This window comes from Paenibacillus sp. sptzw28, from assembly GCF_019550795.1.
Taxonomy (GTDB): domain Bacteria; phylum Bacillota; class Bacilli; order Paenibacillales; family Paenibacillaceae; genus Paenibacillus_Z.
Genome location: NZ_CP080545.1, coordinates 2,798,417 through 2,810,890, shown reverse-complemented (window position 1 = coordinate 2,810,890; position 12,474 = coordinate 2,798,417). Strand labels below are relative to the sequence as shown.

Below are 12,474 nucleotides of genomic sequence, written 5' to 3'. Positions count from 1 at the left end.
TTGACTATTTTTAACCTTGTTCAGGACATTTGAACAGTAGAACCGTAAAAAAAACGAGGCTGTCCGCCTTCGTCTATAAAAAGAAGGTCGGACAGTCTCGTACCTGGTATTGTCTTTACTTGCTTATAGTCATTTTTAATCCACAATCCTCAAGACGGCGACGCATCTCGCTGTCTCCTCTGCCATCCGTTATCAGATGATGCACCTGCTCACAGGAAGCGATAAGCGAGAAAGCGCGGACGCCGAACTTCGAGTAATCGGCAAGCAAGAAAACTTCATCGGCGATTCCGATCATTTTTCTCTTAACGGATGCCTGCAGTTCATTTGACTCGCTGATACCGTAATCCGGGTGAACGCCTTTGCCCGAGATAAACGCTTTGTCCACATGGAAGTGTTCCAGGTTCGATTCTGCAAGCGGGCCTTGGTAAGATAACGATCTGGAAGAAAGTATGCCTCCGGTGGAAATCACTTCTATCTTCTCCTTGCCCGCGAGTTCCAGCGCTACCTTGATCGAGTTCGTGAGAACCGTTAACGGAATATCCGGTATCGCCGCAGCCATATAGAACGCCGTGGAGCTCGCATCCAGTGCGATTTTATCGTAAGGCTCGATCCGCTGGACCGCTTCCTGGGCTATCCGCTTCTTCTCGGCAGCGTTCATAATTTCACGCTCGAAGTAAGGAACTTCAGTCTGCGCATCCTTCACGCTCACCGCGCCGCCGTGACTGCGCTGAAGCTTGCCTGCATGCTCAAGCCGGTCGAGATCGCGCCGGATCGTTTCCTCCGTCACGCCGCACAGCTCGCTTAGCTCGCTTACCCGGATGCTGCCTCGGTCATTGACCAGCTGTATAATTTTTGCATATCTTTCGGCCACTAGCATGGACTTCATTCCAATCCGATCAACTGGTTGAATGTGCTGTACGCTTCATTCCAAACGGCGGGGTCTTCGGGCCGGTATGTTGTAATTGGGAATGAGTCCCGGATCAGCCTCCGGGCTTCGGCAATATCGCTTACTTCACCGGCGGATATAAACTGAACCGCCAGATTGCCGAGCGCGCTTCCTTCCGCAGGTCCGGCCCACACCGGCTTGCCGATGGCGCTTGCCGTGAACCGGCACAACAGCTCGTTCTGAATGCCGCCCCCTACAATATGGAGACCTTCAAAAACGGAACCGGTCAAAGACTGCGTTTTGTCAAGCACATACCGATATTTTAAAGCCAAGCTCTCCAGAATACAACGAACAATCTCGCCTTTTGTAACAGGCTCAGGCTGGCCGGTCTCCCTGCAGTAAGCAGCAATTGCCGAAGGCATATGGTCAGGGTTAAGAAAACGCAGGTCGTCCGGGTCGATCAGAGAGCGGAACGGTGCCGCCTGCGAAGCGCTGTCCAGCAATTCGGGATACTGCAGTTTGCCTCCACCGGAACTTTCTCTCTCCCATGCGCGTTTGCTCTCTTCTAGCAGCCACAAGCCCATAATGTTCTTAAGCAGCCGGTAAGTATCGTATACGCCGCCTTCGTTCGTGAAATTGAGCCTCTGCGCTTCCCCGGTAAGTACCGGTGCCGGCACTTCAGTCCCCATCAGCGACCAGGTACCGCATGATAAGTATGCAAACGACGGAGTAAGCGCAGGAACACCCGCCACTGCGGAAGCGGTGTCATGTTCACCGACGGCGATAAGCGGAATCGCCGGCACCCCAAGCTCCTGCGTCACGGAATCGCGCAAACGGCCGACAACCGAGCCCGGTTTAACCGGTGGAAGCAGAATATTCCTGTTAATGCCTATAGCGCCGAGCAGCCGTTCATCCCAGTCGCCGGCAGTCGGATTGAACGCTTGCGTAGTCGTTGCGTTGGTGAATTCGCTGTACATATCGCCGCTCAGGAAATAACGCAGCAAATCCGGAATCATCAGCAGATGCCCGGCTTGCGCCAGCAGCGGGTTTTGATCCCGCTTGAGAGCATGAAGCTGATACAGTGTGTTGAAAGGCAGAAATTGAATGCCGGTGCGGGCGAAGATTTCCGCATCCGGGACGATCGCGAATACTTCCTCCATGGCGGTCGCAGTATGGGTGTCGCGGTAATGGTAAGGGTTGCCGAGAAGCTCGCCATTCCCGCCGATGAGGCCGAAATCGACCGCCCAGGAATCGATGCCGATGCTGCTTATATCTTCATTCGAAATGCGCCAGGCATTGCGAATCCCCTGCTTAATCTCGTGGTACAGCCTTAAAATGTCCCAATGGAAGCGCCCGCCGACCCGCACCGGTTCATTCGGGAATCGGTGCGCCTCTTCAATGACGATTCTGCCCTCCTCCACCCATCCAAGCACCGCGCGGCCGCTGCCTGCGCCAAGATCGAAAGCGAGCGCCTTCACCAGCTCGCGCCGCCCTTGCCGCGATGGGCGATGGATTCGACATAACCGCTTTCCCGGAATGCTTTCATCGGATCGAGCGGCAGACCGAGCTCCTCGCGCACCGCATGAAGCAGCGGTGTAACGTCGACTTCGTACGCGCTGCGGACCGCATCCTCGGCAGCCATCACATCCTGGGCTTCCTGTGCGGCGTGCACCTCGTCCAGATTAATAAGCAGCGCCTTCGCATACTGCGTCTGGACGTTCAACACCGAGCGGATCATCGCCTGGATCTTCGGCTCGATATTGTGGCTTTGGTCGATCATGTAAGCAATATCGTCCGCGCAGCCGCGGATGCCGCCGTCTGCATCGTTAGCAGCTTCGATAATTTGATAGAAAATAAGGAAAAGTTCATAAGGATTGATCGCTCCGACGATCAAGTCGTCATCTGCGTATTTGCGGCTGTTGAAGTGAAATCCGCCAAGTCTCTGCTCATCGAGCAGGTATGCAACGATATGTTCCACGTTCGTGCCGGGCGCATGATGGCCGGTATCGACCAGCACCGAAGCCCGGTCGCCCAGTTTTTTCGCCAAATTGTACGCCATGCCCCAATCGGCGAGATCCGTGTGATAGAAAGCGGGCTCGAAAAATTTATATTCAATGAGCATCCGCATATCAGGGGTCATCGCTTTATACATCTCGGACAGCGCCTCATACATCCATGTTTTCCGCTTGCGGATATCCGCTTGGCCGGGATAATTCGTGCCGTCCGCAAACCACAGGCTTAGATCGCGAGAGCCTGTCGCTTTGGCGATATCGACACATTCGAGCAGGTGGTCGGTCGCTTTGCGGCGAACCGCCGGATCGGAATTGGTGACGCTGCCGAACATATAGTCATCCTCTTGAAACAGATTGGGGTTGACGGCTCCGATTTGCAAATCGAGTCCTTCGGCATGAGTGCGAAGCTTATCGTAATCGTCAACTTTATCCCAAGGAATATGAATGGCAACCGATGGACAAAGGCCTGTCAGCTTATGGACGACAGCCGCATCGTCAAATTTCTCGAACGGAGTGCGGGGCACGCCATTTTTGCGAAACACTTTGAACCTTGTTCCCGAATCGCCGTAACCCCAGGATGGCGTTTCGATACGGATCGATTTCAGCTTCGCTTTCACTTTGTTTAAATCGATGCCTCGATTGTGCTGCTGCTCTTCAAACAAGCCGTAAGCGCGGTCGCTCATCGTTGTTTCATCCTTTCGTATCTATTTTATTTGGTTGGTACGAACGGGATATGCCATCACGGACATGAGGGCATTGGCGGGCTGTGTAGCATCAAGTCTGCTGTACTGGACGTAGATTGGAATATCGCTCAATACCTCCATCGCATACGGGACACCTTTGGGAATGATCTCTGCTCCACTCTTCAGGCTGGAGGTGCGTGCATGCAGCGTCCTCTTGGCCGGGACGAGCAGCGGAATGCCTTCGAGCGGCGGCTGATCTTCGAAATAGACGTTGACGATCAGCTGGGCGTCCGTTTCATTCGTATTCAAGACGCATATCGATTCATGACTTTCAAGATCGCCGGTGCTTACGGGCGGAATATATCCGTCCGGAACGACCCATAACGTTTCTCCTCTTTGGACAGACACGAGGGCTCTCCTCCTATAACAGCTGAATGATAAGTAAATGTATTATCGCGTAAATGCCGCCGGAACGCCGCCGTCGATCGTAAGCATGCAGCCGGTCGTCTTTGCGGATTTGGAAGAAGCGAAGAAGGCTACGCCCTCGGCAATATCGGACGGATAGATGTTAACGAGCAGTGTCGTGCGCTTGCGGTAGTATTCTTCCAATTGATCCGGCTCGATGCCGTAAGCGGCGGCGCGTTCATTGCGCCAGTTCGAATTCCAGATCGCCGAGCCCTGCAGGATGGCATCGGGCAGGACCGTATTGACACGAATGCCGTCCGCGCCGCCTTCTGCCGCTATGCAGCGTGCCAAATGCGCTTCGAGCGCTTTCGCCGCGCTGTAAGCAGACGCGTTCTTACCGGCGTAAACCGAATTTTTGGAGCCGATGAATACCATATTGCCGCCCGTACCCTGCGACTTCATCAATTTAAAGGCTTCACGCGCTACAAGGAAATAGCCGGTTGCAAGCACATTTATATTGAGATTCCATTCTTTAAGTGATGTCTCCTCAAAGGGACTGGAGGTTGCAAGTCCGGCATTGTTGACGAGAATGTCAACACCTCCATAGTAAATAGCGGCTTCCGCGAAAGCGCCGAGCACCTGCTCTTCGCTCGTTACATCCATTTTAACGGCAAGCGCGCGGCCTTCGCCGAATTTCCCGTTGATCTCGCCGGCAACCTGCTGCGCGCCTTCGAGATTAAGATCCGCGAGCACGACATGAGCGCCTTCCGCCACAAGCCGGCGTGCCGTGGCACTGCCTATTCCTCCCGCTCCGCCGGTTATAAAGGCTACCTTACGGGAAAATTCCGCTTCAGCCGGAGCGAGCGTCAGCTTATACAGCTCAAGCGGCCAATATTCGACGTTGTACGATTCGTTCTCGCTTAGCGAAACGAATGATCCGAGTGTCGTTGCGCCGCGCATAACCGCGATAGCGCGGTGATACAGCGCACCGCTGACTTGCGCCAAAGCGCGGGATTTGCCGGTGTTGAACATTCCAACTCCCGGGATAAGTATAACGCGGGGCGCGGCTTCGAACATGACGTCTCCTTCGTGCTTGTTCCGTTCGAAATAATCCGCATACTCCGCTTTGAACTTCGCTATTCCTTCTTTCACTCTGAGCGTAAGAGTCTCCGCCGTTCCCGCCGCAGGATCCCAATCGATATAAAGCGGAACCATCTTCGTATGGACAAGATGATCAGGGCATGCGGCGCCGACCTGCGAGAGCACAGAAGCATCCCGGCCGTTAACAAAGGTCAGCACATCCGCTTCATCATCGAACGTGACGAGCATGGACTTCGAATCGCTGACCGCTCCGCGGATCACAGGCATTACCGCCGCCGCGAGATCACGTCTTCTGTCCGCATCAAGGGAGCTGTAACGCGCGCCGCCGAACAGCGCCTGCTCGTTCACCTTGCTCTCGATGTAGTCCTCCGCCTCGTTGATAATCGACAGCGTCTTGTTATAGCATTCCTCAGACGTATCGCCCCACGTGACAAGACCGTGCTTCTCCATTAGGACCAGTTCCGCTTTGGGGCTCGCGAGGACGCCTTCGGCAATCATTTTGGACAAAGTAAACCCTGGCCGGACATACGGGACCCAGACGAAACGGTCGCCGAAAATTTCCTTGGCCAGCGCCTGCCCATTATCCGTGCAGCAGAGGCTGATGATTGAATCGGGATGCGTATGGTCGACATGCTTGAAGGGCAGAAATGCATGCAGCAGCGTCTCGATTGAAGCGCGCGGATGCTTGCTGTCGATCATGCAGTTCGCGAGGTAAGAGACCATATCCTCGTCGGTCATGCTTTCACGCTCGAACAAAGGGCGGATGTCGTCCATTCGAAGCGCAGTAAAGTTATGCGCTTTCATCGTGGCCAGATCGGAACCGCTGCCTTTGACATACATCACTTCCACGTCACGGCCCCGGAAGTCCTGAACGACAGTCTTCATGGAAGTGTTACCGCCGCCCCAGTTGCACACTGTACGGTCCGTACCGATCAAATTGGAACGATAAACAAGTTCATCAACGCCGCTTGCAACCGCAGACGCCTTCTGTGATTCCCACAGTGATTTCGCCATTTTGTCATCACCTTTGTTTATTATTGTTTTATTTTGTTTGTGTTTGTTTTCATGGTATCACAGGCAGTAAATAATGTATATACAAAAAAAACAGCGAAATACACAAAAAAATTTGCCCGACACGAAGGTAGGCAATCTCATTGGAGGGACAACGGCACAATCATCCCACCCCCCGCATTCATACAATGTGAGGCATAGCAAAACAAGCATAGTCTTCGCTGCCTTTCCCCAGGATTCAACTTATCCCCCGAAACAATTCCATGCGCTATGCCCAGCATTTTGATTTGAAAGGAGTGTGACGTACATGTCATATCCAGGCTGCTTTACCAGTGCAGGAGTTATTTTGGTTCTTTTCATTCTGCTCGTCATCGTTAGCCGTGCTATGTTTCTATAATCTTCATTGACCATCCGGATGAGAGTCCGGGTGGTCCTTCATCTTTTTACGCCAAACGGTTAAAAAAAAAAGAGCCGTCAGATTGACGACTCCTCTTCCGAATATTAATATGCGTCCCTACAGGAACCATTGTTTCAGGATGAGCCCGAATGCGACCCCGCTCAGAACTGCGCCTACAAAGCTGTACCAGCCTGCGCGGTTTTTCTGTTGGAACATCTTAAGAATCCCAAAGCTAAGCAGCGAGAAAATAAGCAGTATAAATATTGCACCTGTGATGAACAGGTCTGCGGAAATCGTGCTGATATCGTCAACCGTCAAATTTAACACCCCTTTATTTAAGTCTTTACTTCAAATATATGAAAGCACGAAGTTTCCTTCATACTTTGCCGGGCCGCTTCCATGCCGCCTGCATAGTCGCGACAGCCAATTCTTCCTTCATTATAATCGATTCTCCTGAATTATAACCACTGCTTGTCCTTGAAAGTTCGGACAAATTCGTGACAATTGATCCTCGGAAGACGCGATTATAATATACGATCGCCTAATGGCTCCTTTGCCGGACGTGCGCTTACGGGCTGATGATCCGGAAGGCGAATCCCCGCGGGCACCGCGGCCGACTGCAGATGGGCGTAATGCTCAATTACATATGGACCCGGTACAAACGTCCAATCTAATTAATAGCTTTGTCATACATTAACAGTGTGATATGACAATCACAAATAAAATCAAGAACTCAGGAGGTATGCACAGTGGGATACCTACCAGGCGTAGGCGGTGCAGGCTGCGGACCCTGCGGACCGATAGGCGCAGGCTTCTGGACCAGCACAGGCGTCATTCTTGTACTCTACATCTTGCTGGTTATCATTCTTCGTGCCGGCGTATTCTAAGTTGACAAACTATAACCAAAATCAGCCCTGCCGTTCGGCAGGGCTGATTTTTTGAATAGCAGGCCGGACAAGCCGGTTTTCGAGGCCGTCAGCTATGGGACATTGCGCATTTGATGCATTTTGAGAGCGAGCTGCAGCTGCAGCCGTACTTCGGGATCGTCCAAATCGACACCGAGCAGCTGTTTGGCTTTTTCCAGGCGATAAACGATCGTATTATAATGCGTAAACAACGTTTCGGAAGTCAGCCGCATATTGCCGTTGCAGCGGAAAAAAGCTTGAAGCGTCTCAACCATGCGTCCGCCCTTCCGATCGCTGGCAAGAAGCGGGTCTATGAAGCGCTCAAGGACCGCCTCCCACTCCTCGCCACGCGGAATCAGATACAGCATGCTGTAAATGCCGAGCTCATCGTAGTGAACAAGTTCCTTCCGCAGCCTGCATATATCGGCGGCCTGCCGGGTTCGCTTTGCCTCAACGAAGCTTGTAGAAATATGCTCCGGTCCGGACCCGCTCCGGCCAATATAGAGCGATTGCAGCGACGGACCGCAAATGGCGCGGAGTTCAGTGAGGAAAGCGGTATCAGCCTTCGGATTCGCCTGAAAGATGATGATCAGTTCACTCTCATGTACAGCGGCTAATACAAATTCCCGCCGATAAAACCGTTCGCTGCGGATCGCTCCGGCCATTTGACGGAGATGGCCCACCGGTTTGGGAGCGCCATCCCAACTGACAACCGCCGCCAGAAGCGGAATATCGGGGATGATCTTACAGCCGCAAACATCGGCACGAAGCATCACGTCATCCGCCGTAAGCAGTTTTCCGGCAAGCCAGTCCTCGGTAAACTGCTCTACATACTTTCCTTCCACATCTCTTACCGCTTCGGCGTTCATTAATTCCAGCCCCGCCAGCGGGCTCATGCGGTCAATCGTCAAGGCGTCGACCGGCGTGATATCTTTGCCTCGTTCGAGCAGAACGAGCAGCGCCGAACGTTTGCGCGGCATGGGGATATCCGCAGCATACATTTTAATCGGCTGCCGTTTGAAGGACCCGTTCACCGGTTCGTTCTCATCATTCATTGGCGAATCGAGGTACCGAAAACCAAGTCCCTGGGTAGAACCGATGGAGGCATAGCTTAAAAGGTGTTCAAAATCCGCTTCATCCGGGCCGGGCCGGCCTCTGATAGCTCCCGAGAAACGAGATGCTTCTCCAGGGCGTATAACAGCTACCGGGTTTCCGAGCATCCGCTCCAGCATATCCAGAAACGCATGCAGGCCGCCCCCTTCAAGAAGGAGACGGCTCATGGTTTGTATTCGGTTCTGAAGGATGACCAGGTGGGTGGATTCATGCACTAAAACCCGCTCCATAACTTCCCTGACAACATCGGAGAATACTGTGCCCGGCGGAAGCTCAATGAGCGGAAGACCGTGTCGCTCCGCAGCTTCAACAGCTTCCTCCGGAATCCGGCCCAGGAACCGCTTTGTCTTTATTCCAAGTGCGGAGACGCCCCGTTCGACAAGGTCCGGAATAAGCTGGCGGAACAAATCCGGCTTATCGCGGAACGGATAACCGGTCGTCATAAGCAGTTCACCCGGGCGCACCCAGTTCAAAATATCCGGCACCTCCATTACATTGACCCGGCTGACGCTCTTCTTCAAGCCGGATTTGCCGGCGAGCAGCCGCGCTTCGTGAAAATGCGGCATCGCAAGCAGCTCCGCCACGGTAAAGACAGGCGCGTCAGGCATAATGCCGGCTGCCGGCTCTTGTGTCAAACCCGGAGCGGAATCGATATCCGATTTGTTTTCATCCCGTATATTTCGCCTGGTTTTGTTAGCTTTCAAACCGATCTTAATGACTTCTGCCATGAACGCTCCACCTTCCTCTGCTTATGCCAAGCCATGAAGTACGTTATTAGTCGACGCGGCAAATCCGAAAATCCCCCCCTGCTGAACCGTCATTCGGACCGCCGCCTCGTGATCCCGCAGATCGTACGCTGCCGCCGCATCCTCCACAAGCAGGCAATCAAACCCGCGATCGTTTGCCTCTCTGATTGTTGTATGAACGCATACATGGGTCGTGACGCCTGTCACGATTAAAGATTGAATATCCAATGACCGGAGCAATGCGTCCAAATCCGTGCGCCAAAACGCGCCTTTTCCGGGCTTGTCGATGACCCATTCGCCGGGGAGCGGCGCTAGTTCAGGGATGATAGCGTGACCCCGCTCCCCGCGGATGAGCAGACGGCCCATCGGCCCTTCGCTGCCGATCCCCGCCCCGCCTTTGCGGCTGCGCTCAAGCTTATTCGGCGGACAGTCCGATAAATCGGGAAGATGACCTTCCCGTGTATGTACGACCGGCAGCCGCAGCATCCGGAATTTACCGAGAAGGGCATCAATATGGGGAATGATGGCCCTCGCCGGGGCTATATCATTGCCTAGCCTCTCGCCGAAGCCGCCCGGGGCGCAGAAATCGTTCTGCATATCAATCACGAGCAGAGCCGTGCGAGCAGGCTCGAATGTGAAAGTATAGGGAACGGCGTCGATCGATTTTCTCACCCCTTGTACCGGGCCGCTCACTTTACCGACCCTCCGTCAGCACCTTCAGACTCTTTCGCAACAATTCCCTCGCAGTCCACCTTTGTCGTTTCAAAAAAACGGTTGGGGGGAATGTCAGCCGAAGCCGGCAGAAAGATGCTCACCTGTTCCGTTGGAAGAACATCATCGTTGCGGACCGAGTGGACGACGCCTGCGGGTACATGGAAGGTGTCGCCCGCTTTGTAGGATTGCCACTGGCCATTACATAGCAGCTTTACTTTACCTACGGTGATATGAATGATCTCCGCGACGTCATGATAATGCGGAAGCACTGCGCCGCCGACGTTAATTCGTTCCCACAGTACCGAGCTCGCCCTGATACCAAGGGCATCGGCTTCCTCGGCCGTTACAATCTCCTTATGATAAAGACCTACGTGCTCGGTAATCGGAGCCCACTCGATCGCCTCGCTTGTTTTCACGCTTGTCGCATTTGCCCTGTCCCGATTCATCGGTTTTCTCTCTCCTTCGCTAATTTGCTGTCTTCTCCATAGTCCATTGCCTCATCGCTTCAATCACCTTCAATGAATCCGATACGGAACCAAATACGCCGCCCTGCATCGTAACCATCCGGAGCGCTGCATCGTGATTATTCTTATCCGTCGCGCCGGTACAATCTTCCAGAATGACGCATTCATAGCCGCGGTCGTTGGCCTCGCGCATCGTGGTATGCACGCAAACATCGGTCGTAATACCAGTCAGTATCAGATTCCGAATGCCGCGTGTTCTCAGCAGTAAATCCAAATCCGTCGCATAGAAACAACCTTTTCCCGGTTTGTCAATCACGATTTCGCTCGGCATCGGCTTCAACTCATCGATAATATCCCAGCCTGCTTCACCCCGGACCAGGATCCGTCCGAGCGGACCCGGCGAACCGATTTCGGCGCCGATACCGGCACTCCGCCATCTTTTGTTCGCCGGCAAATCCGAGAGGTCCGGACGATGGCCTTCACGCGTATGAATGACCGTAAAGCCCGGAACCGCCCGCGCCTCATTCAGCAGCGAGCGAATGGGGGCTATCGCTCTCGCGGTTAATGAAATGTCATATCCCATAAGGTCGACATAGCCGCCGGCTCCGCAAAAATCAATCTGCATATCGATGATGACAAGAGCGGTCGTCTCGGGAGAGAACGAACCGTCATAAGGCCAATTGTAAGGTTCGGCATTCACAGTAGGCATGGTTTGCACCTTCCTTTCAATAACGTTCCAAGAAGAGGCGGCGAGCCGTTCCATGCCGGCCGCCGCCGCAATATTTCGTCATTACGGCTCATCTTATTGGCCGGGAATGCTGCCGATAACACCTTCGACAAGATAGTTGGTCGCTTCCAGATCGTCCTCTTTCGGCACCGATCTGTCCGGTATTTTCACATTTCCCTTTTGATCTTTGACAGGTCCGGCAAACGGGTGCAGCTTGCCGTTCAATATTTCCTGCTTTTTGTCCAGTACGTATTTGCGAACATCCTCGGGCACGGCTTCACCAAAGGCGGTAAGCTGCACGATGTCGTCCTTTAAACCGCCCCGGTACTTCCCGTCGTAAACGCTTCCCTTGAATTTGCCGTCTACAGCCGTTTTTACCATGTCCTCGTAGAGCTTAGACCAATTCCAGACCGAGCCGACAATCCAGCCTTTGGGCGCGAGAGAGGAAGCATCCGCATGGTAGCCGACGGTCATGACGCCTCTGCGTTCCGCCGTCTCGATGACGGTTTTCGTGCAGTCCTGATGCTGAGTTAGAACATCCACACCGCTGTCGATCAAGCTGTTTGCAGCGTTCGCTTGCTGGCCCGGATCGCACCAGCTTCCTGTGAATGTAACGGTTGTCGTCGCCTTCGGATTTACCGAACGGGCGCCAAGCGTGAATGCGTTGACGTTAAGCAGCACTTGCGGAATGGGTACCGAGACAATATAGCCGAGTTTGCCTGATTTGGACATTTTCCCCGCCGCAATGCCTGCAAGGTAGACCGGCTCGTAAATCGTTCCGAAGTAGGTACCGAGATTATCCGATGTCTTTAGACCGCCTTGGTGGAAGAAGACGACATCCGGATGATTCTTCGCCACTTCCAGCGCCGGGTCGAGATGGCCGTACGAGGTCGGAAAAATTATTTTAGCCCCCTGGCGGATCATTTCCTCCATTACACGCCCGGCTTCCGCGGTTTCCGGAACATTCTCGGAACGAAGTATTTTCATATCGGGAAACGCCTTGGCTACACCTTCGCTGCCCAGGTAAGCGGCTTGATTATAGCCGTAATCGTCCTTGGCGCCGACAAATAAGAAGCCAACCGCCGAACCGCCGGTTCCTGGTGCGTTGCCGGAATTCCCCGCGCTTTTATCGCTGCCTGCCGATGCCGTTGAAGTCTCGACGGGTTTATTACCGGTCCCACCGCCCTGCGAGCAGGCCGAAAGCAGGATCAGCACGATTGCACCCAGCACAAAGCCGCTTTTCGCTATCCATCTTCTTAAACCTTCCATCTCCAAACCCTCCCCAAGTGAACCTGTCTATATGTTCGCAA

General features: G+C 53.6%; 13 protein-coding genes. 2 read left to right on the top strand and 11 right to left on the bottom strand.

Going from position 1 to position 12,474, the window contains the following annotated elements; genetic code table 11:
* Nucleotides 1-115: 115 nt before the first annotated feature.
* Genes KZ483_RS12570 through KZ483_RS12550 form a run of 5 tightly spaced genes read right to left on the bottom strand, consistent with a single transcriptional unit; the run spans nt 116 to nt 6,101 of the window.
* Nucleotides 116-877: a DeoR/GlpR family DNA-binding transcription regulator gene (locus tag KZ483_RS12570; protein WP_220353410.1), complete on the bottom strand. Its 762-nt coding sequence runs from the start codon at nt 875-877 to the stop codon at nt 116-118.
* A gap of 5 nt (nt 878-882) precedes the next feature.
* Nucleotides 883-2,364: a rhamnulokinase gene (locus KZ483_RS12565; protein ID WP_220352965.1), complete on the bottom strand. Its 1,482-nt coding sequence runs from the start codon at nt 2,362-2,364 to the stop codon at nt 883-885.
* On the bottom strand, nt 2,361-3,581 hold the full coding sequence (rhaI, locus tag KZ483_RS12560; RefSeq protein WP_220352964.1) for an L-rhamnose isomerase: 1,221 nt from the start codon (nt 3,579-3,581) through the stop codon (nt 2,361-2,363). Before rhaI ends, KZ483_RS12565 begins: the two co-directional genes overlap by 4 nt.
* 21 nt (nt 3,582-3,602) lie before the next feature.
* Entirely contained in the window at nt 3,603-3,989 is a 387-nt protein-coding gene (locus KZ483_RS12555; protein WP_220352963.1) for a sensory rhodopsin transducer, read from the bottom strand.
* 42 nt (nt 3,990-4,031) lie between these two features.
* Nucleotides 4,032-6,101, bottom strand: coding sequence for a bifunctional aldolase/short-chain dehydrogenase (locus tag KZ483_RS12550; protein WP_220352962.1), 2,070 nt, complete (start codon nt 6,099-6,101; stop codon nt 4,032-4,034).
* Between the two features lie 304 nt (nt 6,102-6,405).
* On the opposite strand from KZ483_RS12550, the gene KZ483_RS28490 reads away from it, so the two are divergent.
* Nucleotides 6,406-6,495, top strand: a complete 90-nt coding sequence (locus tag KZ483_RS28490; protein ID WP_258881674.1) for a YjcZ family sporulation protein — start codon at nt 6,406-6,408, stop codon at nt 6,493-6,495.
* Nucleotides 6,496-6,612: 117 nt separating this feature from the next.
* On the opposite strand, the gene KZ483_RS12545 is transcribed toward KZ483_RS28490, so the two are convergent.
* On the bottom strand, nt 6,613-6,822 hold the full coding sequence (locus KZ483_RS12545) for a hypothetical protein (RefSeq protein WP_258881673.1): 210 nt from the start codon (nt 6,820-6,822) through the stop codon (nt 6,613-6,615).
* A 422-nt stretch (nt 6,823-7,244) separates the two neighbouring features.
* On the opposite strand from KZ483_RS12545, the gene KZ483_RS12540 reads away from it, so the two are divergent.
* Nucleotides 7,245-7,382 (top strand): YjcZ family sporulation protein, encoded by a 138-nt coding sequence (locus KZ483_RS12540; protein ID WP_220352959.1) that lies wholly within the window; start codon nt 7,245-7,247, stop codon nt 7,380-7,382.
* A gap of 92 nt (nt 7,383-7,474) precedes the next feature.
* Here KZ483_RS12540 and KZ483_RS12535 read toward each other — a convergent pair whose 3' ends face one another.
* The 5 genes from KZ483_RS12535 to KZ483_RS12515 form a co-directional block, all read right to left on the bottom strand.
* Complete coding sequence (locus KZ483_RS12535; RefSeq protein WP_220352958.1) at nt 7,475-9,241, bottom strand: PucR family transcriptional regulator; 1,767 nt, start codon at nt 9,239-9,241, stop codon at nt 7,475-7,477.
* 21 nt (nt 9,242-9,262) lie between these two features.
* Nucleotides 9,263-9,952: a cysteine hydrolase family protein gene (locus KZ483_RS12530; RefSeq protein ID WP_258881672.1), complete on the bottom strand. Its 690-nt coding sequence runs from the start codon at nt 9,950-9,952 to the stop codon at nt 9,263-9,265.
* Nucleotides 9,949-10,419: a cupin domain-containing protein gene (locus tag KZ483_RS12525; protein ID WP_220352957.1), complete on the bottom strand. Its 471-nt coding sequence runs from the start codon at nt 10,417-10,419 to the stop codon at nt 9,949-9,951. The genes KZ483_RS12530 and KZ483_RS12525 overlap by 4 nt, the downstream gene beginning before the upstream one ends.
* A 19-nt stretch (nt 10,420-10,438) precedes the next feature.
* Nucleotides 10,439-11,146, bottom strand: coding sequence for a biuret amidohydrolase (locus tag KZ483_RS12520; protein ID WP_220352956.1), 708 nt, complete (start codon nt 11,144-11,146; stop codon nt 10,439-10,441).
* A 93-nt stretch (nt 11,147-11,239) separates the two neighbouring features.
* Nucleotides 11,240-12,433, bottom strand: a complete 1,194-nt coding sequence (locus KZ483_RS12515) for a BMP family ABC transporter substrate-binding protein (protein WP_220352955.1) — start codon at nt 12,431-12,433, stop codon at nt 11,240-11,242.
* Nucleotides 12,434-12,474 lie beyond the last annotated feature (41 nt).